Origin of the sequence: Methylocystis sp. IM3 (assembly GCF_038070105.1) — a bacterium.
GTDB lineage: Bacteria > Pseudomonadota > Alphaproteobacteria > Rhizobiales > Beijerinckiaceae > Methylocystis.
This window is the reverse complement of sequence record NZ_JBBPBZ010000002.1, coordinates 1,954,424-1,978,966: the sequence shown is the minus strand read 5'-3', so window position 1 is coordinate 1,978,966 and position 24,543 is coordinate 1,954,424. Positions and strand designations below refer to the sequence as shown.

At 64.7% G+C, this 24,543-nt stretch carries 22 protein-coding genes and 1 riboswitch; of the genes, 13 read left to right on the top strand and 9 right to left on the bottom strand.

The window, feature by feature from the left end; all coding sequences use genetic code 11:
- Positions 1-5: 5 nt before the first annotated feature.
- The 5 genes from WOC76_RS11545 to WOC76_RS11525 all read right to left on the bottom strand — a co-directional run bounded on the left by WOC76_RS11545 (position 6) and on the right by WOC76_RS11525 (position 5,242).
- Positions 6-1,343, bottom strand: a complete 1,338-nt coding sequence (locus tag WOC76_RS11545; protein WP_341106752.1) for an OmpP1/FadL family transporter — start codon at positions 1,341-1,343, stop codon at positions 6-8.
- A gap of 118 nt (positions 1,344-1,461) precedes the next feature.
- On the bottom strand, positions 1,462-1,689 hold the full coding sequence (locus WOC76_RS11540; RefSeq protein ID WP_341106753.1) for a sulfurtransferase TusA family protein: 228 nt from the start codon (positions 1,687-1,689) through the stop codon (positions 1,462-1,464).
- Positions 1,690-1,698: 9 nt separating this feature from the next.
- Positions 1,699-2,199 (bottom strand): sulfur carrier protein DsrE2, encoded by a 501-nt coding sequence (gene dsrE2 / locus WOC76_RS11535; RefSeq protein ID WP_341106754.1) that lies wholly within the window; start codon positions 2,197-2,199, stop codon positions 1,699-1,701.
- 102 nt (positions 2,200-2,301) lie between these two features.
- Entirely contained in the window at positions 2,302-4,785 is a 2,484-nt protein-coding gene (locus WOC76_RS11530; protein ID WP_341388437.1) for a cation-translocating P-type ATPase, read from the bottom strand.
- 130 nt (positions 4,786-4,915) lie between these two features.
- Positions 4,916-5,242: a hypothetical protein gene (locus WOC76_RS11525; protein WP_341106756.1), complete on the bottom strand. Its 327-nt coding sequence runs from the start codon at positions 5,240-5,242 to the stop codon at positions 4,916-4,918.
- 152 nt (positions 5,243-5,394) lie between these two features.
- A riboswitch (TPP riboswitch) is annotated at positions 5,395-5,489 on the top strand.
- An 86-nt stretch (positions 5,490-5,575) separates the two neighbouring features.
- On the opposite strand from WOC76_RS11525, the gene thiC reads away from it, so the two are divergent.
- Positions 5,576-7,402 (top strand): phosphomethylpyrimidine synthase ThiC, encoded by a 1,827-nt coding sequence (gene thiC, locus WOC76_RS11520; protein WP_341106757.1) that lies wholly within the window; start codon positions 5,576-5,578, stop codon positions 7,400-7,402.
- A gap of 36 nt (positions 7,403-7,438) precedes the next feature.
- Here thiC and WOC76_RS11515 read toward each other — a convergent pair whose 3' ends face one another.
- A complete protein-coding gene (locus WOC76_RS11515) occupies positions 7,439-7,999 on the bottom strand; it encodes a Uma2 family endonuclease (RefSeq protein WP_341106759.1) in 561 nt (186 codons plus the stop codon).
- 216 nt (positions 8,000-8,215) lie between these two features.
- On the opposite strand from WOC76_RS11515, the gene WOC76_RS11510 reads away from it, so the two are divergent.
- Positions 8,216-8,428 (top strand): hypothetical protein, encoded by a 213-nt coding sequence (locus WOC76_RS11510; RefSeq protein WP_341106760.1) that lies wholly within the window; start codon positions 8,216-8,218, stop codon positions 8,426-8,428.
- An 83-nt stretch (positions 8,429-8,511) separates the two neighbouring features.
- Here WOC76_RS11510 and WOC76_RS11505 read toward each other — a convergent pair whose 3' ends face one another.
- Positions 8,512-8,991: a septal ring lytic transglycosylase RlpA family protein gene (locus tag WOC76_RS11505; RefSeq protein WP_445730628.1), complete on the bottom strand. Its 480-nt coding sequence runs from the start codon at positions 8,989-8,991 to the stop codon at positions 8,512-8,514.
- Positions 8,992-9,378: 387 nt separating this feature from the next.
- Between WOC76_RS11505 and WOC76_RS11500 the strand changes: the two genes are divergently transcribed.
- The 11 genes from WOC76_RS11500 (at position 9,379) to cysG (ending at position 22,513) form a co-directional block, all read left to right on the top strand.
- Positions 9,379-11,118 (top strand): SulP family inorganic anion transporter, encoded by a 1,740-nt coding sequence (locus tag WOC76_RS11500; RefSeq protein WP_341431422.1) that lies wholly within the window; start codon positions 9,379-9,381, stop codon positions 11,116-11,118.
- Between the two features lie 45 nt (positions 11,119-11,163).
- The gene (gene mog, locus WOC76_RS11495; protein WP_341106761.1) at positions 11,164-11,706 is read left to right on the top strand and encodes a molybdopterin adenylyltransferase; all 543 of its coding nucleotides are present in this window, start codon (positions 11,164-11,166) and stop codon (positions 11,704-11,706) included.
- 243 nt (positions 11,707-11,949) lie between these two features.
- Positions 11,950-12,765 carry a 4-hydroxy-tetrahydrodipicolinate reductase gene (dapB, locus tag WOC76_RS11490; protein ID WP_341106763.1) on the top strand — a complete coding sequence of 272 codons (816 nt, stop codon included), beginning with the start codon at positions 11,950-11,952 and terminating at the stop codon, positions 12,763-12,765.
- Between the two features lie 21 nt (positions 12,766-12,786).
- A complete protein-coding gene (locus WOC76_RS11485) occupies positions 12,787-13,407 on the top strand; it encodes a 2,3-bisphosphoglycerate-dependent phosphoglycerate mutase (RefSeq protein ID WP_341108790.1) in 621 nt (206 codons plus the stop codon).
- 27 nt (positions 13,408-13,434) lie between these two features.
- Positions 13,435-14,061 carry an alpha-ketoglutarate-dependent dioxygenase AlkB family protein gene (locus tag WOC76_RS11480; protein WP_341106764.1) on the top strand — a complete coding sequence of 209 codons (627 nt, stop codon included), beginning with the start codon at positions 13,435-13,437 and terminating at the stop codon, positions 14,059-14,061.
- 241 nt (positions 14,062-14,302) lie between these two features.
- Positions 14,303-14,698, top strand: a complete 396-nt coding sequence (locus WOC76_RS11475; protein ID WP_341106765.1) for a cytochrome c-554 — start codon at positions 14,303-14,305, stop codon at positions 14,696-14,698.
- 309 nt (positions 14,699-15,007) lie between these two features.
- Entirely contained in the window at positions 15,008-17,443 is a 2,436-nt protein-coding gene (locus WOC76_RS11470; protein ID WP_341106766.1) for a TonB-dependent receptor, read from the top strand.
- A 208-nt stretch (positions 17,444-17,651) separates the two neighbouring features.
- On the top strand, positions 17,652-20,081 hold the full coding sequence (locus tag WOC76_RS11465) for a TonB-dependent receptor (RefSeq protein WP_341106767.1): 2,430 nt from the start codon (positions 17,652-17,654) through the stop codon (positions 20,079-20,081).
- 68 nt (positions 20,082-20,149) lie between these two features.
- Positions 20,150-20,647: a DUF4405 domain-containing protein gene (locus WOC76_RS11460; RefSeq protein ID WP_341106769.1), complete on the top strand. Its 498-nt coding sequence runs from the start codon at positions 20,150-20,152 to the stop codon at positions 20,645-20,647.
- A 77-nt stretch (positions 20,648-20,724) separates the two neighbouring features.
- Entirely contained in the window at positions 20,725-20,925 is a 201-nt protein-coding gene (locus tag WOC76_RS11455) for a hypothetical protein (protein WP_341106771.1), read from the top strand.
- Positions 20,926-21,103: 178 nt separating this feature from the next.
- Positions 21,104-22,513 carry a siroheme synthase CysG gene (gene cysG, locus WOC76_RS11450; RefSeq protein WP_341106772.1) on the top strand — a complete coding sequence of 470 codons (1,410 nt, stop codon included), beginning with the start codon at positions 21,104-21,106 and terminating at the stop codon, positions 22,511-22,513.
- Positions 22,514-22,775: 262 nt separating this feature from the next.
- On the opposite strand, the gene WOC76_RS11445 is transcribed toward cysG, so the two are convergent.
- Positions 22,776-23,504, bottom strand: a complete 729-nt coding sequence (locus WOC76_RS11445; RefSeq protein ID WP_341106774.1) for a uroporphyrinogen-III synthase — start codon at positions 23,502-23,504, stop codon at positions 22,776-22,778.
- On the bottom strand, positions 23,501-24,427 hold the full coding sequence (hemC, locus tag WOC76_RS11440) for a hydroxymethylbilane synthase (protein WP_341106776.1): 927 nt from the start codon (positions 24,425-24,427) through the stop codon (positions 23,501-23,503). Before hemC ends, WOC76_RS11445 begins: the two co-directional genes overlap by 4 nt.
- Positions 24,428-24,543: the final 116 nt, after the last annotated feature.

Here is a 24,543-nt window from a genome sequence, read left to right as displayed (position 1 = left end):
ACAGTCTAGAAGCGCAGGGGAATGAGCGAATTGTCGCCCTGATCCCATTTGTAGTCGTAGCCGAATGTCAGCTCCCACCCCTGCACCCAGGGCGTGATCGTCGCACGCGGATTGGCCGAGCCTAAGGGCAGGGTCGGCTGTTGGGGAATCCACTCCACGCCCGTGAAGGAATTCTTGAAGCCGTAAACGAAGGCGAAATCGAAGGCGGAATTCTCGGTGAGGGCGTAATTGGCGCCGAGCGCCGCGTGATGGCGGTTGATGATCGGAGCCAGCGCGTTCACCGTCACTGAGCGCCAGCGGAGCGGGTTCGATGTGTAGTGATAGCCGGTTCGCAACGTCAGCGCCGGCGAGTAGCGCCATTCGAGGCCGACGGAGCCCGAGTCGACGTCGGTCCAGTCGAAGCCGGAGCCGTTCGGCGTTCCCATGGATCGGTAGGTGAGCGGATTCGACGGGTTTCCGAGCGAGGGAACGCCCGAATAGAAGACATGCCGCCAGTCGAGCATGGCGGTCAGATTGGGAAGCAGATCATAGGCGACGCCCGCCTGCATCGTGGCCGGAATGTCGAAGCCGCCATGGTCGGTAAGGAGCCCCGCGTATTTTCCGAATTTCGACATCCACATCGGCGTCGAGGCCGAGAAGCCGAAGCGGGCGCTGTCCGTCACGGCCCAGGTGAGGCCCGCGCGCAGGCCGCCGCCCGCTGACCAATCGTAGCCCATGTCCGACAGCCGGTAGGGATTGGAGGAATAGGGCGCGAAAACGCCCGCGCCCTGGATGTTGAGCATCTGCACCGCCAGTGTCGGCGCGACTCCGAGCGTCACGTCTCCGGCAGGCGTCGCGAAGCGGCGCGCGTAGCCGGCGCTGATGAAGGATTGTTGCAGATCGACGCCCGTGAAGCCGCCGCCGAAGAGGCCGCCCCTCGGGGCGTGCCAATTGCCCCAGCCATAGGATGTGTTGACGCCCCCATTGGCGTAGCTCACGACGCTCCAGGCCGAGTCCTCGTCGATCGGCTGGATGTAGCCGCTGTTGGGGACGGGGAACCACGGTCGGCCGCTCTCGACATACCCCGGCGTGATCACGCGCGTCGGCCCACTGGTGTAATAGCCGCGCTCGGCGTTGATGACGGTCATGCCGAGTTGAAATTGGCGCCGCAAGCCGACGATCCCGGCGGGATTGACCGAGAGCGCCATGGCGTCGCGCTGATCGGCGGCGCCCGCGCCCGCGAGCGCCTTCTGGCGCGGACCGTAGCCGATCAGGAAATAGCCGTCGGCGGCGAAAGCGGCCTGCGGACCGGCGGCAAGAATTGCGAGAATAAGCGCGGACGAACGGGAAACATATCTACGCATGGCGGCGGCCGGGGTGAGCGAACTTTATGGTAAAGTTCACCCTAACGCCCCCAGCTTGCGCAAGGCAGTACAGCGGCATGGTCGAAAGAAAACCGCCTTGCGGCTTAGCGGCAACAGTTCAGCTCTTGCGACGCAGCACGTAGCGGAAATGCCCGTTGGCTTCCTCGGCGGTGACCAGTTCGTCGCCGGTCTGACGCGCGAAAGCGGCGAAATCCGCCATGGAGCCGGGATCGGTCGCGAGAACTTCGAGCGTCTCGCCAACGGCCAGTTCTTTCAGCGCCTTTTTTGTACGCAGGATCGGCAGCGGGCAATTGAGGCCGCGGGCGTCTACACTATGGTCGGTCATCCGGAGTCCTTAAACGAAAAGATTGACGTCGGCCTTCACGGCCTCTTCGAGATAAGTCGCGGCGCCGCCGAAGCAGACGCCGTCGATCATGTCTTCCTTTTTGAATTCGAAAAGGTCCATCGTCATCTGGCAGGCGACGAGCTTCACGCCGCTTTCGAGCGCGATGTCGCGCAGCTCTTCGATGCTGGCGACGCCCTTTTTCGCGATCATGTTCTTCATCATCGCCGTGGCGCCGGCGGTGACGCCGGGCAGCGCCGCGACGAGATTGGGCATGCCGAGATGCATCCCGCCCATGGGCATTTTCATCGCCGGATTGCCGAGCGGCGACACGCCGAGATCGAGCTTCTTCTTCAACAGGCCGAGGCCGTAGAAGGTGAAGAAGAGCGTTGCGTCCATATCCATCGCCACCGCAGTCGTCGCCAGGATGAAGGGCGGGTAGGCCCAGTCCAGCGTCCCCTTCGAGACGATGATGGAGAGCGATTTGCGGTTCTGCGCCGTCTCGTTTGTCACGTTGGGTCCATCTGTTGCGCGGTGCCGCGAAGGCATATCAGCCCGCATGACGGGAATGCAAACGTCGCCCGTGGCGTCGCTCTCCGGCCGGGGAAGATTGGATCACGCTCGTCCGACCAGCCGCCGCCACATGCCGTACCAGCCCCCCGCGCTGAGCCCGAGGAGCGCCCCCAGCGCAAGGTCCTCCGGCTGTGGCGGCGCGAAGCGCAGCAGATTTGCGAGGGGCGGGAAAAACAGGCCCGCGGCGACGACCGAGAGCGCCGTCGCCGCGATGGCCCAGAACGGCAGATTGTCCCGCGCGAAAGGCGAGACGCCCCTCGGCAGCGCATCCGACAGGGCGAGCGTCAGATTGCCGATGATCAGCGTCGCGAAGGCGAGGCCGCGCGCCTCGGCGTCGGCGACGGAGAAGCTGGTCGCGAGAATATAGATGCTCAGAACCGCGAGGAAGACGGCAAGGCCCTGCACTGCGCCGAGCAGCAGGTCGCGCGTCCCGAACAGCGGCTCGCTCTGCGGGCGGGGTGGCTTGAGCATGGCGTCCCTCTCGCCGGGCTCCGCCTCGAAGGCGAGCGAGCAGGTCGGGTCGATGATCAGCTCCATCAGCACGACATGGGCGGGCAAAAGCATCGGCGGCAGGCCCATCAGAATGGGTGCAAGCGCAAGGCCGGCGATGGGGATGTGGATCGCGGTGACATAGGTCAGCGCCTTGCGCAGATTGCTGGAGATGCGGCGGCCGAGCTCGATGCCGGCGACGATCGAGGCGAAACGGTCGTCGAGCAGAACGATATGCGCCGCCTCGCGCGCCACGTCGGAGCCGCGCTGACCCATCGCAATGCCGATATGGGCCGCTGCGAGGGCAGGGCCGTCGTTCACGCCGTCGCCGGTCATGGCGACGATATGGCCGTCCGCCTTGAAGGCCTCGACGAGGGCGAGCTTGTTCGTCGGCATGATCCGCGCGAAGACGCGGATGCTTCTAATTTTCTCGGCAACCTCTTCCGGCGCCATCGCGGCGACCTCCGCCCCGGTCAGCGCGCCGGCGCCCGTGTCGATGCCGGCGTCGCGCGCGATGGCGAGCGCCGTTGCGGGATAATCGCCGGTGATCATGGCGACCGAGACGCCCGCCCGCCGCGCCGCCGCCACTGCCTGCGGAACGTCCTCGCGGATCGGGTCCTCGAAGGCGACAAGGCCCCTGAGCCGGTAGGGTGCGGCCTCCACGGCCGTCGTGCCGGGCTCGGTCTCCGCGACCGCGAGGACGCGCATCCCCTCGCGCGCCATCTCTTCGACGACAGCGCCATAGCGGGCGCGCTCGTCGTCCGTCGCATGGGCCAGGCGCAGGACAGCCTCGGGCGCGCCCTTGGCCGCCCGCGTGACGCCGCCCTCGACCCGCCATGTCTGAATGAAGGCCAGAAGCTCGGGGCGGATCGGAAAGCTTTCCGTCACGGCGCCGCCGGCCGGGATTTCGAGCCGTTCCGCCAGCGCATGGACGGCCCGGTCCATGGGATCGACGGGATGTTCGGACGAGGCGCGCAGCGCCGCGCGGATCAGCCGGTGCTGCTCGGCGTCGGGCGCGTCGGGGACCGGCTCGATCGCCCCGCCCGTATAGAGCGCGATCACCGCCATGCGGTTTTCGGTGAGCGTGCCGGTCTTGTCGACGCAGAGCAGCGAAGTGGAGCCCAGCGTCTCCGTCACGGAGGAACGGCGCACCAGCACATTGCGGCGCGCCAGCCGGAAGGCGCCGAGCGCGAGGAAGATCGCCAGCACCATAGGGAATTCTTCCGGCAGCAGGCCGATGGCGAGCGTGATGCCGGCGATGGCGCCCTCGAACCAGTCGCCATGGACGAGCCCATAGGCGACGATGACCAGCGCGCAGAACAGAAGCGCGAAGGCCCCGAGCCGCGCCACGAGCGCGCCCGTGCGCTGTTGCAGCGGGCTCGGCTCTCCCTTTATGGCGGCAAGAGAGGCGCCGAGGCCGCCGACGGCCGTGCGCGCGCCCGTGCGCTCGACATGGGCGACGCCCGAGCCGCGCACGATCATCGCGCCCGCATAGAGGAAGGGCGTGTAATCCCCGCCGGGATCAGGAAAGTCGAGATCCGTTTCGCCGGCGAGCGTTTTGGTGACGGGCGCGGATTCGCCAGTCAGGATCGACTCGTCGACGACGAGCGCGTCGCCCGCCATCAGCAGGGCGTCGGCCGGAATGCGCTGACCCTCGCCGAGAAGGAAGATGTCGCCCGGCACGAGGTCGCGCGCGGGGATGCGCCGCGCCTCGCCATCGCGGCGGGCAAGCGCGGAAGGCTCGGCGAGCCGTTGCAGCGCCTGCAAGGCGCGTTCGCTGCGCAGCTCCTGTATGACGACGAGCGAGATGGAGGCGCCGGCGCCGGCGACCATGAACAGGCCTTCGCCGAGGTCGCCGACGAAAAGATAGATCGTCGCCGCCGCCGCCAGCAGAAAGAACATCGGTTCTTTCAGCGTGCGCAGCGCGATCTGCAAAATGCCGGGCGGGGGCGCCTCGGGCGGCGCGTTGGGACCATATTCGGCGAGGCGCCGGGCGGCTTCCTGCGAGGTGAGGCCTTGGAGGCTGAGCGAAGTCATTCGGGGTCCCGACGGAGAATCTCAGCCTGAAACTATCTCGTTATGTGCACTATGAAACGTGAAGTAGCTCCTTCGGAAAGATGGAAGGACTGGGCCGCGTGCGCGCGCCCGCGGCCAGTCCCCCCGGGGCTTACATCGGTCCGAACGTCTTCGTCTTCCCGTCGTGGGTCTGGATCGTGACCATGCGGACATAGCCGCAGCCAAATCCCGGCACGATGCTGCCTCCCTTGGCGGGGACCGTGAACTTGTCGCCTGCATTGTAGGGGTGGTGGAGAACCTCGGCGTTTTCCGCCACCGGACAGCCGCCGCCATTGACCGTGATCGCGTCGACGACGACCTTGTCCTTCTTGACCTCACATTTCACAGAGCCGTCGTTCTTCTTGGCGCAGTCGACGGCGTCGTCGCTCGCATAGGCGAGGGTGGGCAGCAGCGCGAACAGAAACAGAAATTTCTTCATGACGATTCTCGACCTGGAGGGTTGCAGACGATTGAGCCTCGAGCTCCAGCACACGGCAAAAGCACAGCCATAAAAAGGAAATATGACAGTCCGAAAGCTTTGGCGGCGCCATGAGCCGCCTTGCCCCCGCCTGCCCGACGCGCTAGCTTTGTCGGGTTGGCGAGGGGCGCCGCGCGTCGCGGCTGAGAAGCACCCATCGAACCTGATCCGGGTCATGCCGGCGGAGGGAATGCCAGGGCAGGGCGGTTCGCGCCCTCACAACCCGATTCCGCGCTTCGTCTGCATCCCCCTCAATCCGCTCCCCTTGAAGGAGCGCGATCAATGGAGCGCGACATGAACCTGCACGACAAACGCACGCCCCTGACCGTCACCACCGGCCCCATCGGCAAGTCGCGCAAGGTCTATTCCTCGCCCGAGGGGCGCGATGACATCCGCGTTCCCTTCCGCGAAATCCCGCTCGATCCCTCATCCGGCGAACCGCCGCTGCGCGTCTACGATCAGTCCGGCCCCTACGGCTGCGGGAATTTCACGCCCGACCTCTCGGCGGGCCTGCCGGCGGCGCGGCCCTGGCTCGCGACCCGCGCGGGGCTCGAGACCTATGAGGGACGCGCCGTGAAGCCGGAGGACAATGGCTTCGCCGAGGGCGAGCGGCTCGTGCCGCCGTGCCCGGCCGAGCGCAAGCTCTATCGCGCCGCGGGCGCGGCGCCCGTCACACAGCTGGAATTCGCGCGCGCCGGGACCATCACGGAAGAGATGATCTTCGTGGCGCATCGCGAAAATCTCTGCCGCGCGCGCGCGCTCGACGTGGCGAAAGAGCGCATCGCCGACGGCGAGAGCTTCGGGGCGGAAATTCCGGAATATGTCACGCCCGAATTCGTGCGCGCGGAGATTGCGCGCGGGCGGGCGATCATTCCGGCGAACATCAATCACCCCGAGCTGGAGCCGGTCGTCATTGGCCGCAACTTCCTCGTCAAGGTCAACGCCAATATCGGCAATTCGGCCGTGACTTCTTCGGTGGCGGAAGAGGTGGAGAAGATGGTCTGGGCCTCGCGCTGGGGCGCCGACACGGTCATGGACCTCTCCACGGGGCGCAATATCCATAACATCCGCGACTGGATCATCCGCAACGCCTCCGTGCCGATCGGCACTGTGCCGATCTATCAGGCGCTGGAGAAGGTCGGCGGCGATGCGCTCAAGCTCGATTGGGAGGTGTTCAAGGACACGCTGATCGAGCAGGCGGAGCAGGGCGTCGATTACTTCACAATCCATGCCGGCGTGCGGCTCGCTTATGTCCCGCTCACCGCCAATCGCGTCACGGGCATCGTCTCGCGCGGCGGATCCATCATGGCGCGCTGGTGCCTCTCCAAGCACAAGGAGAGCTTCCTTTACGAACGCTTCGACGAGATTTGCGACATCATGCGCAAATATGACGTCTCCTTCTCGCTCGGCGACGGGCTGCGCCCCGGCTCCAACGCCGACGCCAATGACGCCGCGCAATTCGCCGAGCTGGAGACTCTGGGCGAATTGACGAAGATCGCCTGGGAGAAGGGCTGTCAGGTGATGATCGAAGGCCCCGGCCATGTGCCGATGCACAAGATCAAGGCCAATATGGACAAGCAGCTCAAGGCCTGCGGCGAGGCGCCTTTCTATACGCTCGGGCCGCTCGTGACCGACGTTGCGCCGGGCTACGACCACATCACCTCGGGCATTGGCGCGGCGATGATCGGCTGGTTCGGCACGGCGATGCTCTGCTACGTCACGCCGAAGGAGCATCTGGGCCTGCCCGACCGCGACGACGTGAAGACCGGCGTCATCACCTATCGCATCGCCGCCCATGCCGCCGACCTCGCCAAGGGCCATCCGGCGGCGCGCGAGCGCGACGACGCCATGAGCCGGGCTCGCTTCGATTTCCGCTGGACCGATCAATTCGAGATCGGACTCGATCCCGATACGGCCCGCGACTACCATGACGAAACCATGCCCAAGGAGGCGCACAAGCTCGCGCATTTCTGCTCCATGTGCGGGCCGAAATTCTGCTCCATGCAGATCACCCGCGACCTGCGCGAGGAGGCCGCGGCCATCGCCGAGCGCGAAAAAGGCATGGCCGACAAGGCGGAAGAGTTCGTGGAGAAGGGCGCGGAAATCTATGTCGCGCGGTAAGCGACTGTCCTTCGCGGGGCTCAGCCCGGCGAGGGACTACCTGCTTGCGTAAATCTCCGACAGCGCAAGCGTGAGGCCCGGCGGATCGAGCGACAATATTCCGTCCCGCAGAATATGCGTGAGAATGTCGCCGTCGGGCCGGCGCTGGTGGTGGATGATCAGCGGCGCGTCCGTATCGACGATGAGATAATGGGCGAGGCTCGGCAGGCGGAAATAGTCTGCAAGCTTGCGCCCCTTATCGTTTCGCCCGGTCGTCGGAGAAAGAATTTCCACCACGATGACCGGATTTTCGACGACCATGGAGTCGCCATCCACTTCGCGTCCGCAGTAAACCAACGCGTCAGGCTCGTAAGCGGTCCTCTCATCGATCCTGACAGTCGCGCCATCCGGCACGACATGGCAATCGAGGGACTTGGCTTTCACGGCGTTGAGCAAGGCGACATGCGTCGCGAGCTTGATCGTCCAATGCTTCGCCCGCTCTGACGCCTGAGCCACGACCTCGCCGCCGATGAGTTCGTAGCGGCCGGGACGGCCCGCCGCCCAGACAAGGAATTCGTCGACCGTCATGCGGGGCGGCGTTTGCTTGGGCGTGGTCATGGCGCGTCTGTCGCTTCCGAAAAGTCGATAAGCGGAATCTAGCAGCTCCTCGTCCGGCTCGCCATGAGCGCCGGGGAAAGGCGGCGTGGCGAATTTCGCGCTCCTTTTGACAGGAAATCGGCTGTCGGGGACGCGGCCGGTGCGAAACTATCGTGTCACTGGCGCTCGAAGTTGCGGCGTCTTTCACAGATGCGCCTGATCGAAAAGGGAAACGCCATGGCCAATCATGAATCGAACCTGCCCAAGGACAAATACACCGGCATGCGCAGTTTCGACTTCGCCATCACGCCCAATGTCCTGATCTGCGCTGCGGCCGGCGCGGTGCTCGGCCTTGTCCTCGCGCTTTGGGGCACCTCCGACCTCGGCATCGTTACGGCGACGGTGATCGTCTTCTCAATCCTTTCCGGAATCTTCGGGATGTTTGTCTGAGCTCAAGTCTCCAGGAGTCTCATCAACAGCCGAAGGAGAGGCGCCCGGCCCTTTTGGGACCGGGCGCTTCGCTCTTTTTAAGATCAACCGCCGTTGAGGACCTGCACCAGCACGGGCCCGGTTCCATTGGCGATGAGGCCGATGCGCGTCGCGGCGCCCCGCGAAAGATCGAGGCTTCGACCGGTCCAGGCCGCCGGCCCGCGATCATTCACCCTTACAACGACCGAGCGGCCATGGTGCGTCACGAGCAGCCGCGTGCCGAGCGGCAGCGTGCGATGGGCCGCGGTCAGGCCCCACTGATTGAACCGCTCGCCGCTCGCGGTGTGCGTATTGGGTTCATAGCGACGCGGGCCGCCGCCGTAATAGGACGCCTTGGCCGTGAAGGAATGGGCGCCATCGGGCATGGCATTGCCGGGAACGCCCTGGCTCGCTCTGCCATAATGACCTTCAGGCGCCTGCTGTTGTTGTGGTTCGGCCCCTGGTTCGCGTGCGGCGAGAACATCCGCGGCGGCGGGAATGGTCATGAGACCGAGAAGGGCAACCACAACAGATATACGCTTCATTCGTTAGTCTTCTCCTGTTTTACCCCAATCGTCAGAAGAATACGCATGCGCCATAAGAGTGGACGCATGGATATTTCGATCGAACTGACGATGTGGGGATGAGGCGATAGCCGGTCTAACGGCGAATGATGGCCAAAACGTCCAGACAATTTGACAATTTGTTCAGAAAATGTGGCGTGTATGAACGTTATTCTGTCTGATATTGCGCGGACAGGCCAGAAAAACGTGATTTGCTCTTACTGAGGCAAAAACCGTGGTCGGCAATGTTTTGCACCCATGGCGCTAGGGTTTTGGCGCGCGGATGACTAAATCTCCCTTATTCCAACAGCTGCGTGCGGCTTGCGCATGGATGCGCCGGGCTCCGGCCAGGCGCTGGGAGGTGAATGAATGTCGATTGACGTGGTGGGGGGAGGCGCCGCTCGAGGGGCGCGGTTTGTCGAGCTTTTCATGCCGAAGCTGGTGACGGCGCTGCGGGAGGGCTACGGCCTGGCCCAATTGCGCGCGGACTCCGTCGCAGGGCTGACGGTCGCCATTGTGGCGCTGCCGCTTTCCATGGCGATCGCGATCGCCTCGGGCGCGAGCCCTGCCCAGGGCCTTTACACCGCCATCGTCGGCGGGTTTCTGGTTTCGGCTCTGGGCGGTTCGCGGTTCCAGATCGGCGGCCCAGCCGGCGCCTTCATTGTTCTCGTCTCCACCGTGGTCGCAACGCAGGGGATGGAAGGGCTCGTCATCGCGACTTTCCTCTCCGGGCTCATGATGGCCGCCATGGGGCTGCTGCGCCTCGGGACCTTCATCAAGTTCATTCCGTTTCCCGTGACGGTGGGCTTCACGGCGGGGATTGCGGTCATCATCTTCGCGAGCCAGCTCAGGGAGTTGCTCGGTTTGACCCTGGCCGAGGGCGAGCCGGGGCCGCTTCACGAGAAGATTCCCGTGCTTGTCGCGGCGGCGCCCAGCGTCACGTTGGAGGCGGTCGCCCTGTCGTTCGGGACTGTCGCCGTCATCGTCGCGCTGAAATATGCGCGCCCGCATTGGCCGGGAATGCTGATCGCTGTTGCAGCCGCCGCTGCGGTCGCGGCTGGCCTGCATCTGCCGGTCGCGACGATCGGCTCGAAATTCGGCGGCATCCCAAACATTCTGCCCGCGCCCGTGCTGCCCGATCTCTCGCTCGAGAAAATTCAGGCGGCGCTGCCGGCCGCGGCGTCCTTCGCGCTGCTCGGCTCCATCGAGTCTCTGCTCTCGGCCGTCGTCGCGGATGGCATGACAGGCCGGCGGCACCGCTCCAATTGCGAGTTGGTGGCGCAGGGCGTCGCCAATATGGGCTCGGCCCTGTTCGGAGGCTTCTGCGTCACCGGCACGATCGCCCGCACCGCGACCAACGTCAGGGCCGGCGCCCATGGCCCGGTCGCGGGCATATTGCACGCGCTTTTCCTGTTGCTGTTCATGCTGCTCGCCGCGCCGCTCGCGGCCTATATCCCGCTCGCCGCACTTGCCGGCGTGCTGGTGATCGTCGCCTGGAACATGGTCGAGCGGCCCGCGATTGCGGTGCTGGTGCGGTCGGGATGGGGGGACGCGGCCGTGCTGGCGGCGACCTTCTTCCTCACCATCTTCCGCGAGCTGAGCGAAGCGATCATGGTCGGTTTCGCGATGGGCTCGGTCCTGTTCATCTACCGGATGTCACAGGCGACGGCTGTCCAAAAGAGCCGGCCGCTCGTGCGCGAGGACGCGCCGGACGAGGGCCGGGCCTATGACGAGACGCGCGCCGCCGATCCCGAAGTGGTGGTCTATCGGATCGTCGGGGCCTTCTTCTTCGGCGCGGCGGCGTCGATCGGCTCGGTGCTCGACCGCATTTCCGACAGCTACAAGGCGCTGATCATCGACTTCTCGGAGGCGCCCTTTCTCGACTCGACGGGCGCCAATGTCATGGAGGGGCTCGCGCACAAGGCGCATCGCAAAGGCGTGCAGCTCTTCGTGACGGGCGCCAGCCCGGACATCCGCCGCGCCCTGACGCTGCACGGGCTCGACCCGAAGCAGGTTGGCTATGCGGCGACGGTGGACGAAGCTCTCGCGCAATATGACCAGACGCATCCCGGTCATCGCGCCGCGCATCCAGCCGTCTCGATGGGCTGACAAGCCGCGCGCGAGGCGCCAAAAGGGCGGCGGGAGATCAAACGCATGACCGACACCAGAAGCGAGGCCGTCATCGGCGTCGTCACCGCCTCGGACCGCGCCAGCGCCGGCGTTTACAAGGACGAGAGCGGCCCGGCGATCGAGGCCTATCTTTCCGCCGTCCTCACGACGCCTTTCCGCATCGAGCGGCGCATCATCCCGGACGGGTTCGAGAGCGTGCGCGACACGCTCATCGAGCTCGCCGACGCTGTGGGCTGCGATCTGATCGTCACGACAGGCGGTACCGGCCCGAGCCCGCGCGACCTCACGCCCGAGGCGACGCTCGCGGCCTGTCCGCGCGAACTGCCGGGGTTCGGCGAGCTGATGCGCCAGGTCTCGCTGGCGCAGACGCCCACCGCCATCCTCTCGCGCCAGGTGGCCGCCCATCGCGGCAAATGCCTCGTCATAAACCTGCCCGGCAAACCTGCCGCGATCGAACTCTGCCTCGACGCCGTAATGCCCGCCGTGCCCTATTGCCTCGACCTGATCGGCGCCGCCTATATCGAGACCGATCCTGCCCGCGTCAAAGCCTTCCGGCCCAAGAAGTAGCCGCCCGTACGGGTGGGTCCTGAACGTCGCCGCGACAATTCGAAGGCTTCTCTTAAGCGGCCGCGATCTGTATAGGAGGGTGCGCGTCAGAAGGCCCGAGTCGCCTGTCCGAGCGTTATGAGCTTTTTCAGCCGTAGCGATCCGGTTGGGAAATCGCGTCGAAACAAGGCGCTGGAGCAGGCTTTCCTGATCCGGGCGGCCGGACAGACTCCGGTCAGGGCGCCGCAGGCGAGGGCAGTTGAGATGAGCGAATTGCGTCTGGTCGTGGTAGGCGCGGCGGGCCGCATGGGCCGTATGCTGACGCAGACCATCCCCGACACGCTGGGCGTGCGGCTCGTCGCGGCTCTGGAAGCGGAGGGGTCCTCGGCCATCGGCGCGGACAGCGGCGCCGCCTTCGGACTGCCGCCGACGGGCGTTCCGGTCACCAGCGACATTCCCGCCGCATTGGCCCAGGCCGACGCCGTCATCGATTTTTCGACGCCCGCCGCCACGGCGGCCATGTCCAAAGCGGCGGCGGCGGCGCGCGTCGCCCATGTCATCGGCACGACCGGACTGACGGCCGAGGATCTCGCCCGGATCGCCGAGGAGGCCCGCGACACGGTCGTCGTGCGCTCGGGCAATATGAGCCTCGGCGTCAATCTTCTCGCCGGACTCGTCGAGAAGGCGGCCAAGGCGCTCGGTCCCGGCTGGGACGCCGAGATCGTCGAAATGCACCACAAGCTGAAGGTCGACGCGCCGTCGGGCACGGCCCTGCTGCTCGGCGAGGCCGTGGCGCGGGGCAGGGGAATCGACCTTGCCGAACACAGCGCGCGCGGGCGCGACGGCGTGACCGGCGCCCGCAAGCCTGGCGACATCGGCTTCGCGGCGCTGCGCGGCGGGACGGTCGTGGGCGACCACACGGTGATCTTCGCCGGCATGGGAGAGCGGATCGAGTTCTCGCATCGCGCCGAGGACCGGGGCATTTTCGCACGCGGCGCCCTTGCGGCGGCGCTCTGGACCCGGGGCAAGACGCCGGGCCTCTATTCCATGGCCGACGTTCTCGGCCTCTCTGGCGCCTGAGTCTCGAGTTAGCCCATGAGCATGCACCGCACCCTCGTCCTCGTCCGGCACGGCCAGAGCGAATGGAACGCGAAGAATCTCTTCACGGGCTGGAAGAATCCCGACCTCACGCCGCTGGGCATAGAGGAGGCGCGGCGCGCGGGCCGTGAATTGCGCAAGCTCGATCTCCTTTTCAGCGTCGGCTTCACCTCCGCGCTGCTGCGCGCGCAGCATACGTTGCAGCTCATCTTCGAGGAGCTGGGCCAGTCCAATGTGCCGACGGTGAAGGACCGCGCCCTCAACGAGCGCCATTACGGCGACCTCTCCGGCCTCAACAAGGACGAGGCGCGCGAGCAATGGGGCGAGGAGCAGGTGCGCCTGTGGCGGCGCTCCTATGATGTGCCGCCGCCGGGCGGCGAAAGCCTCAAGGACACTGTCGCGCGCGTCGTGCCGTTCTACGTCCAGCGCATTCTGCCGCCGGTGATGCGCGGCGAGCGCGTGCTGGTCGCGGCTCACGGCAATTCGCTGCGCGCGCTGTGCATGGTGCTGGAGCAGATGACGCCGGAGAGCATCTCCACGCTCGAAATCGCGACCGGCATTCCGATCATCTACAAGCTCAACGCCGATTCGACGGTCGCCTCCAAGACGGTTCTGGAGCCCTGATCCTCGTCCGGCGGAGGCGGTAAGCTTTTGCTCGAACGCGCGCCCGGCGCCTTCCATCATCCCGGCTGGCTCGATTCGGCCGCGCAGGAGCGGCTGGCCGAGGCGATCGCGGATGTGATCGCCCGCGCGCCGCTCTTCGTGTCCCGGATGCCGAAGTCCGGCCTGCCCATGTCGGTGCGCATGACCAATTGCGGGCCGCTCGGCTGGATGAGCGACAAGGACCGCGGCTATCGCTACGAGGCGACGCATCCGGAAACCGGCGCGCCATGGGCGCCGATTCCCGCCATGCTGCTCGACTCCTGGGCGGCGCTCACCGGCTACCCGAAGCCGCCGGAAGCCTGCCTGATCAACGTCTATTCCGACGACGCCAGGATGGGCTTGCATCAGGACCGCGACGAACAGGATTTCGCGGCGCCGATTCTCTCTTTCTCATTGGGAGCGGATTGTCGCTTCAGGCTAGGCGGACAGAAGCGCACAGACAAGACTCTCGCCTTCACGCTATCCGCAGGCGATGCGCTCGTTCTCTCCGGCCCGGCGCGGCGCGCGTTTCACGGCGTGGATCGGATTTTGCCATCGATTCTCACACCGTTGCCTGCGCCGCTCTCCGGCCTTGGCGCGCGGGTGAACCTCACCTTGCGCCGGGTGACGTTTTGAACCATCACAGCGGGCGCTCTCTGACCAGCGTTTCGGGCGGGGTTCAGGCGCTGTTCAGTTCCGGCCCGATAGGTTTGGCGCGTCGGGACGAAAGAGTGGCGTATTGTGTCGGGGCGCACCTTCGTTGTAGTTTCGAAGCCGTCTAAAGTGCGCCGGCAAGGCGCCGACCTTTGGCATGGCGATTTCAAGAAATAGGCGAACGCTCGCATAGCGAACGCCAAGGATGAGGAAAGGATCAAGGATGAAGACGATTTCCCTGCTGACGTTCGCTGCGAGCGTCGCTTTCGCCGCTTCCGCCGGCCAGGCCTTCGCCGCTGGCGACGCCGCCGCGGGCGAAAAGGTCTTCGCCAAGTGCAAAGCCTGCCATCAGGTTGGCGAAGGCGCGAAGAACGCCGTCGCGCCGGAGCTGAATGGCCTGAACGGCCGCAAGGCCGGCTCGGTCGAGGGCTACAACTATTCCGAGCCGATGAAGAGCTCGGGCATCACCTGGGACGAGGCCTCCTTCAAGGAGTTCATCAAGAACCCGAAGGCCAAGGTGCCGGGCACCAAGATGATCTTCCAGGGCCTCGCCAACGACGCCGATCAGGAGAACGTCTGGGCCTACCTCGCCCAGTTCAACGCCGAGGGCAAGAAGTAAGATCAGCCCTGTTGAGACGCCAGGAAAGCGGCCCTGATCCAGGGCCGCTTTTTGTTTCATTTGTGCAACAGTCAAGAAATACTACTATTTTCTAAAAGAGAAATAATTCCAAAAAGGAAGTCTGTCCGACCTGATTCAATACAGGCGGAAAACTTACAAGATTTCCAAGGTCTCGCACCTCGCGTTGACGCGCTTTTCGGCGCTGGAATACTGATCTGCATCCGACTCTGTAAGGAGCCGAAATCGATTGATCGCCGGAGTGTCTCCTTGGTTCGCTTCTTCGCGTCTGGAAAATTGAATCGCCCGCACGTGAGCCTTTGCGCTCTCAGCGCCGCATTCATTTCCGTCGCGCCGTCCACCTTCGCCCAGCAGGCGCTTCCCACGATCGAGGTCGGCAAGGCGCGCAAGACAGTCGCGCGCACCCAGGCCCCGCGCCCGACGCGTCCCGTGCAGGCGGCGCCGGCCGCCGCGGCGCCTGCGCCTGGACCTGCGCAACCCTCCGAGCCCACGCCCTTCGTGCCTTCCGAGCAAGTGCTCGGCTACGGCCCGAGCGGAGTGGTCGGCTATGTCGCGCGCGGCACCTCGACGGCGACCAAGACGAACACGCCGATCATCGACATTCCCCAGTCGATCACGATTCTTACCAAGCAACAGCTTCAGGATCGCAACAGCGTGTCGCTGAATCAGGCGCTCACCTATGTGCCGGGCGTGACGGTGACGGGCGGCGAGGGCAACAAGGACGCGGTCACGATCCGCGGCCAGAGCACCTCGGCCGACTTCTACAGGGACGGCGTGCGTGACGACGCCGAATATTACCGCGACCTCTACAACATACAGGCGGTCGAGGTTCTGAAAGGACCGAGCGCGCTGACCTTCGGTCGCGGCGGCGGTGGCGGCGTCATCAACCGCGTCACCAAGAAGGCCGATGGCGAGACCATCCGCAATATCGAGACGAGTTTCGGCAGCTTCGGCCGCAAGCGCGTGACGGCGGATCTGGGCCAGGCGGTGTCGGACACGCTCGCCGTTCGCCTGAACGCGCTTTACGAGCAGTCCTACGGCTATCGCAATTTCTTTCGGATGGAGCGGTACGGCGTCAATCCGACGCTGACCTGGAAGCCGCTCGAGAAGACCTTCGTGACGCTCGGCTATGAGCATTACCACGACCGGCGCTTCAACGACCGGGGCATTCCGTCGGTCGGCATCGGCTCTTTCGTCGAGGGCTTCCCCGCCGGCCTCGCGGCCTTCGCGCCGGGCTATCCCTCGCCTGCGCCGCGCTGGCAATTCTTCGGCGACGTCAACCCGAGCGCGATGGCGAACAATTACGCCCGCGTGGATGTGAACTCCGTCGATCTCAATATCGAGCACACAACCGATTTTGGCCTCGAAATCCGTAACCACACGGTCTACGCCAACTACCAGAAGCGCTACGCCAATACTTTCCCGGGCGAGAATGTCCTTCTCTTCGAGGGGCCGCCCGGCGGGCAGATGGAAATCGAAGGCTACGTCCACAACACGCCACGGCGCAATGTCTTCAACCAGACAGACCTCGTCTATCGTTTCGAGATGACGCCCGAGATCAAGCACACGCTGCTCATGGGCTCGGAGGTCGGCAATCAGAAATCGGCGAGCGAGCGCAATCTCTCCTGCTTTGGCACGCCGGAGAATAACTTCAATGTCGCCTGCGACGGCAGCGCGGTCGCGGTTGACGCGCCCTTCTTCAACCCGACGATCTATAATCCCATGGTCTACGGCGACGCGCGCGAGCGTCGCTACACGAATCTCGACGTGGCCTCGGGCTATGTTCAGGATCAGATCGCGGTCACGAATTATTTCGACATTCTCGCCGGCGTGCGGTTCGACCATTTCGATCTGACATTCCGCGGCGCGGATTTCCCGCTTCCACCGGGCGCCGATCCGGCGGGGCAGGCGACGGAGCAGGCGGAAGGCGAAATCGTCGACTCGCTCAACCAGACCATTCGCAACGTCACCAACAAATGGTCGCCGCGACTTGGCGTCGTCTTCAAACCGACGCCGGATCTCTCGTATTACTTCGCTTATTCGCGCTCCTTCCTGCCCGCCTCCAGCGATCAGTTCGTCGTGCTGACGCCGTCTCTCGCCGCGCTGTCGCCGCAGGGCTTCGAGAATCTCGAAGTCGGAACGAAATACCAAATCACGCCTCGGTTGCTGCTCACCGGCGCGCTCTATCAGCTCAATCGCTCGAACCAGCCTGTCACGGTCAACGCCTTCAACGCGGTCGCCGCCAATACGCGGACGCGGGGCGGCGAAGTCGGACTCGTCGGCTATGTCACAGACGAGTGGCAGGCCTCGCTTGGCTATGGTTTTCAGTCCGGCCGCGTGCTGAACGCCAGCTATTTTCCAAATCCAGCCGATCCGTGGCTCGTCTATTCGGGCAAGGTGACGCCCAATGTCCCGCGCAACACCTATTCCTTCTGGAACAAGGTCGACATTTCGTCGCTCTTCGACGCCGGGCCGGGGGCGCTGGGTCTTGGCGGCGGCGTCATCTACAACGCCAAATTCTATCCGGCGATTGACAACGCCGTCGTCGTCCCCGGCTACGCCCGCGTCGATGCGGCGGCCTATGTGAAGCTCAGCGAACGGGTCAACGCGCAGCTCAATATCGAAAATCTGCTCGGGGCGCGATATTACGTCGCCGCGACCAACAATAATAATATCATGCCCGGCGCGCCGCGTTCAGCGTTCGTCACAGTAAACGCGAAGTTTTAAACCTCTCGCATTTTGATCGGCGTGAGCTTCGGGCGAGTGTCCAACGACGCTCGCCTATTTGCGTTTCCTTGGTGAAACGCCATTTCGAACTTGAAAAGTTTCTCAATTATTTCAGTATTTATTTGTGGCAATGAACTGGAAATATTAGCGTGAAGGCCAGGATGTTTGCCGGGTTCTGACGACCCGCCGCACTTCAGGACTTTGCGACATGACGAAATCGACCTCCGCGAGATCTCTGCCCCTAACCTGCCTCTGCGCGATCTCGACGGCGTTTTCTTTTGCGGACGTGGCGCTGGCGCAGCAGTCGCTACCCACCATCAATGTGGGAGGCGCCCGGCGTGCGTCTACGGCCTCCGGACCCCGCGCGGTTCGTCCGGTTCAGGCGGCGCCGTCGGTCGTCGCCGCGCCGCAATCCGGCTCGGGCTCGGGGAGCGGAACGGGTTCCTTCATTCCGGCGGGCATGCAGGTCGGGCGCGGTCCGACGGATGTTCACGGCTATTTCGCCGGCGGCACGTCGACCGCGACGAAAACAAACACGCCGATCCTCGACATTCCGCAGTCGATCACGATTCTCACCAAGCAGCAGCTCGAAGATCGCAACAGCCTGACGCTCAATCAGGCGCTCGCCTATGTGCCGGGCGTGACGGTCGCGCAGGGCGAGGGGCAGCGCGACCAGATCACCATCCGCGGTCAGCCGACGACCGCCGATTTCTACACGGACGGCGTGCGCGACGACGCCGAGTATTATCGCGACCTCTACAACATACAGGCGGTCGAGGTGCTGAAAGGCCCGAGCGCGCTGATCTTCGGACGCGGCGGCGGCGGCGGCGTGGTCAATCGCGTCACCAAGAAGGCCGACGGCGTGATGCGCCGCGACATGCAGATCAGCACGGGCAGCTTCGGCCGCAAGCGCATAACGTTCGATGTGGGGCAGGAGATCAACGATCAACTCGCCTTCCGCGTCAACGGCCTCTTCGAGCAATCCTACAGCTACCGCGATTTCTTCAACATGCGTCGCTGGGGCATCAATCCGACTTTCACCTGGAAGCCGCTCGACAAGACTCTCGTCACGCTCAGCTACGAACATTATTTTGATCACCGCTTCCTCGATCGCGGCATACCCTCGGCGAATTTCAACCTGGGGCCCGAAGCCCTGCGCGCGCAGACGCTGGGGCTCGGCTATCTCTTCCCCGGCTATCCATCGCCAGCGGGGCGCTCGACTTTCTTCGGCAATCCGGCGGTCAATTACGCGAAGACCGACGTCGATCGCGCGGTCCTCATGATCGACCACACGACGGACTTCGGCGTCAACATCAAGAACCAGACCGTCTTCGCCAATTACGCTAAGTTCTATCAAAACACCTTCGCCAACAGCGGCGTCATCTTCAACGCCGCCTGCGCGGGAACGCTGCCACCCTGCGTGCAGCTCTCCGGCTACAATAATGAGACGCCGCGGCAGAACATCTTCAACCAGACGGATCTGACCTACACGCTGGTCATGGCGCCGGAGATCAAGCACGTGCTGCTCGGCGGCATGGAGTTCGGCAATCAGAAATCTGACACCAATCGTAATAATGCACGCTGGCTCGATCCCTTCACCGGCTCGGCGAACTTCAATACGTTCTTTGGGGCGCCGACGGTCTATTCGCCGGTCGTGTTCAACAACTCCAATGCGCCGAACGGCTTCCGCCGCCATACGGATCTCGATCTCGCAGCCGGCTATGTTCAGGACCAGATCAGCATCACCAAATATGTCGACATTCTCGCGGGCGTGCGCTTCGACAACTTCAATCTGAAATACGTCAACAATTTCGCAGGCATCAATCCGACCATCGACAATTACCGCGGACAGACGATTTACAGCAACACGAGCCGCTGGTCGCCGCGCGTCGGCCTCGTGGTCAAGCCTCTCGAACACGTCTCTCTTTACGGCGCCTATTCCCGCTCCTTCCTGCCTGCCGCTGGCGATCAGTTCAATACGCTGACGGTGTCATCCGCCAATCTCCAGCCGCAGGGCTTCGAGAATGCCGAAGCCGGCTTCAAGGCGGAGATCACGCCGACGCTGCTGTTCACCGGCGCGCTCTACAATCTCAACCGCACGAACCAGCCCATCGCCATCAATGCGTTCTACAATGTGTTGACGAACACGCGCACGGTCGGTGGCGAACTGGGGCTCGTCGGTTATCTCACGAAGGAATGGGAAATCTCGCTCGGATATGGCAACCAGCACGCCTATGTGACGAGTTCAGACCGAAACGTCGCACTCGCGGGTACGGGCAGCGGCGTGTTCTTTACCGAGAAGGGCAAGAACGTTCCCTCCGTTCCGCAAAACACCTTCTCGTTCTGGAACAAATACGACGTTTCTTCGCTCCTCGGCCTTGCGCCCGGCGTCCTCGGTCTCGGCAGCGGCGTGATCTACAACAGCAAATTCTTCGCCGCGCTCGATAATGCGGTGATCATTCCAGGCTACGCGCGGTGGGATGGCGCCGTCTATGTCAAGCTGACCGACAACATATCTGGCCAGGTCAATGTGGAGAACATTCTGGGCGCCTTTTATTATGCCTCCGCGCACAACAACAACAACATCATGCCCGGCGCGCCGCGTTCGGCTTATGTGACCATCAACGCAAAGTTTTAGATGAAGAGAGGAGGGCGCGCGTTTCGCCTTCCTCCTGCATAAATCAAAAACCAATTTGGAGTGGGCAAGTGCAAATCTCCCGCGAATGGGCGACGCCGCTGACCATCGGCGCATTCAGCCTGATGAGCGTCACGGGCCTGTTGATGTTCTTCCATTGGGACTTGGGTCTGAACAAGCTCGCTCACGAATGGGTCGGGCTGGTGATGATCGGCGGCGTCGCCGCGCACGCGGCGGCGAATTGGCCGGCTTTCAAGCGATATTTCCTGGCAGGCAATCTCGGCCGCGGCATCATTGCCTTCAGTCTTGCCGTGCTGGTCGGCTCCTTCTTTTCATGGACGGGCCAAAAGCGCCTGCCGCCTCCTGTCATGGCGATGCGCGCTATTGTAAACGCGCCGCTCGCCAAGATTGCGCCGCTGTCCGGCCGCTCGACGGAGCAAGCCATCGCCGCTCTCGCAAAAGCCGGCGTTCACGTCGCAAGCGGCGAAATGTCTTTGGAACAGGCGACAAACCGCGACCGAGACATGCAGGCGAAGGCGATTACTGTTTTATTCGGCAAAGGCCATTGAGCGCCCGTCTCCAGGTTTTCGGCTTAATGGATTTTTAAGACGCTACGGCAATGCTCACGGTTGTGAGGGCGTGAGCTATGCTGAAACTAAGTATAATCGTCATGGGGGTCGTTCTGTTCAACGCCTATCTGATCCTCGACAAAAAGGCGTTGCTGCTTACGGAGGGGATGTCGTCGGACGGCTGGCGGCGTTCCTGCACCTATTATCGTCCGTTCCGCAAAATTGTGGTTTCACGGCCGATCCATTTCACCTGCACGAGATTCGAGAGCCTTTCCTGAGGCTCGCGGAAGCGGTTCGGCGTTCGACTCAGGGGCCCCATCCTGAAAGCCCTGCGGCGCTCGCGCTTCGACAGGACGGCGACCGCCCCGGACACGTCACTCACGCTCTTGCGGCCGGCGCCTTTTGCGGCGCTGCGGGATGGGCTATGCGTTTGCCTTCTAGCAAACAGGCCCGATCGTGACGCGTAAACCCGACGAAGTTTCATCCAGTCTGATGCAGCCGCTCGAAACGCTGCCGGTTTTCTACCCCCTCGCGGGCAAGCGGGTGGTGGTGATCGGAGACGGGGAGGGCGCCGCCTGGAAAGTCGACCTTGCCGCCGCGACGGGAGCGCAGGTCGACGTTTTTGCGCGCGACCCGTGCGAGAAGCTGCGCGAGATCGCCAGCGACAGAGATAACGTCGCCATATACGAGCGCGCCGCTGCGCCGGCCGATTTCGAGGGCGCGACGCTCGCCTTCGGCGCGACATTCGACGACGCCGAGGCCGAGGCCGCTCGCAAGGCGGCGGATGCGGCGGGGGTGGCGCTCAATCTCGCCGACCGGCCGGCGATGAGCGATTTCATCATGGGGGCGATCGTCAACCGGTCGCCGCTCGTGATCGGCGTCTCCACGGGCGGCGCGTCGCCGGTCTTCGCCCAGGCCGTGCGCGGGCGCATCGAGTCTCTTGTGCCGGCAACCTTTTCGGCGTGGGCCAAGGCGGCGCAGGAGTGGCGGCCGCAGGTGCTCTCTTCCGGCCTCGACTTCCTGGCTCGGCGCGATTTCTGGCGCCGCTTTACGCGGCTCGCTTTCCGCGACATAGAGCGCGCGCCGACGCAGACGGACCGCGACGCGCTCCTCGCCGAGGCGCGTGCGGCGGGTGACGACGCCGTGCGCGGGCGGGTGACGCTTGTGGGGGCGGGGCCGGGCGACCCCGAGCTTATGACGCTCAAGGGCCTGCGCGCGCTGGCGGGGGCCGACGTGGTGCTCTTCGACGATCTCGTGCCCGCAAGCATTCTCGACTTCGCGCGCCGGGAGGCGACGCGGATCAATGTCGGCAAGCGGGGCTATGCGCCCTCGGTGCGGCAGGAGGAGATCACGACACTGCTGGTCGAACTCGCCCGCGCGGGCAAGAATGTCGTGCGTCTGAAGGGCGGCGACCCTCTGATTTTCGGCCGCGCCAATGAAGAAATCGCCGCACTGCGCGAGGCGGGCTTCGCGATCGAGATTGTGCCCGGCGTCACCGCCGCCTGCGCCGGCGCCGCCGCGCTCGGCGCATCGCTGACCAGCCGAGAGACGGCGCGGCGCGTCCAGTTCATCACCGCGCACACCAAGGACGGCGAGTTCCCCGAGGATTTCGACTGGAGCGCGCTCGCAGACAGGCGCGCGACGACGGCGGTCTATATGGGCAACCGCACGCTTCCGGCGCTCTCCCGTCGCCTGCTCGAAGAGGGCATGGCGCATGACACGCCCGCCTTTGTGATCGAGCGCGCCTCGACGGCCGAGGAGCGGGTCATCCGGGGCACGATTTCCGATCTCCCGGCCAAGGTCGCGCAGGAACGTCTTACGGGGCCCGTCATGGTTCTGATCGGATGGGCGCTGATCGAGAACTAGATCCAGCGACTCGGATTTCTGCCGTTTTAACGGATGTTCGTTCGAACATTTGTTCGTATTCGCCAGATCCTGACGCGTCGCCTCTTGGCGCTCGTGCGGATTAGCCTGACGCTTGCCCTCCCATGCCGCAAGACCGTCCATCGGGGATGGTCATGCCCCGTCCCGACGTGAGGGACGAGGAGTTGTCGGCGCGCCCTAATCGTCTCGTAGATTCGACGCTGAAATTACGACACACGTAAAATACGCATAACGTAAGCCATATTTACGTATCTCGTAATAAGGCGCCCTCCAGGGCGTTGCGCGCCGCCGCAAGCAATCCGGCCTCGTCGGGCTTTGCTGCGACGGCAGGGTTGAGGCCGATGGCGCGCAGGGGTTTTGCGACCTCTTCCGACAAGGCGACATGAGCCATGCGAGAAAGATGGGGGGTGAGCCCGGCGGCCTCGGCGAGCGCGAGGAAGATTTCGGCGCTGCGTCGGGAATAGTGCAGCGCGATGTCGACGGCGCCTTCGCGCATCGAGGCGACCGCCTCGTCGGACAGGCGCTCGGCCGCGCGCGCCTCATAGACCTCCGCGGCCGTGATCGCGTGACCGCCGGCGCGCAGCCCCGCCTCCAGCGCCGCCTGACGATCGCGCCCGGCGAGATAGAGGAAATGGGCGGGGGCTCCATAATGGTCAAGGAGCAGCGGCAGAATGGCCTCGGCGTTCCCCGCGACGATTTCCGGACGCCAGCCCTGGGATTGCGCCGCCGCGGCGGTCTTGGCGCCAACGGCGTGGAACGGAAGAGATTTGTAGGGCTGCGCCTCGGCCCCGGCGCATTCGAGGCCCTTGGCGCTCGAGGCCAGAACGGCGTCATAGGCTCCAGCCGGAATCGGCTCGCCTGTCGCGGCGATTTCCAGCACCGGAGAGAGCAGGGGCTCGTAGCCGAGCTCCCTTAGCTTCGCGGCCGTGCGCGCGGCGTCTTCCCGCGCGCGCAGCACGAGCGCGCGCGTCACATCAGCCCCGCAAGGCCATGCGGCAGCTTCAGCACGATCTCGTTGCCGGCGTCCGCGCCGATCATCGCCGCGTCAATGGCGCGGCCCTTGCGGCGCGCCATCCAGACCTCGCTGCCATCCGATTTGAGCACCTCGCCGTAAAAGGAGAGTTCGCCGCCGTCGACCGTCGCATGGCCGGCGATTGGCGTCCGGCAGGAGCCGTCAAGGGCGGCGAGAAAGGCGCGTTCGGCGGCGAGCGCCAGCGCGGTCGCCTCGTCGAGAATGGGCGCGAGCGCGGCGCGCGTCTTCTTGTCGTCGGCCCGTGCGGTAATGCCGATGGCGCCCTGTCCCACGGCGGGTGGAAAGGCGTCGAGCGGCAGCAGCGCGGTGGCGCGGTCGGCGAGGCCGAGCCGCTTCAGACCCGCCAGCGCCAGCAGGGTGGCGTCCACCTCGCCGCTCTCGACCTTGGCGAGACGCGTATGGACGTTGCCGCGCAGAAGCGTCGTCCGCAGATCGGGACGGCGGCGCTTCACCTGCGCGGCGCGGCGCAGCGACGCCGTGCCGACGACGGCGCCAGAAGGCAAGGCGTCGATGCCCGCGCCGTCTCTGCCGATCCAGGCGTCGCGCACGTCCTCGCGCGGCAGATAGCCGGCGATCACGATCTCCGCGGGGAGATGCGTCGGCAAGTCCTTGGAGGAATGCACAGCAAGGTCGATGCCGCCGGCGATGAGCGCGAGATCCAGCTCTTTCGTGAAGAGCCCCTTGCCGCCGGATTCGGAGAGCGGGCGGTCCTGGATCATGTCGCCGGTCGTCTTGATGATCTCGATGGCGAAATGGTCCTCGGCGACGCCGTGCGCCTTCGCGAGCAGCGCGCGAACCATGTGGGCCTGGGCGAGCGCAAGCGGGCTGCCGCGCGTGCCGATGCGTAGGCTCTCGATCGTCATGGACCTTTCCAGCGTGGGAGGAAGCCGGGACTATAAGGTTCGGGAGGGGAAGGGCAAGCGGTCCTTGCTCGGCCTCTTCGGGACGCGCGAAGCGCCCCACGGCCGCGCCTCCTCGC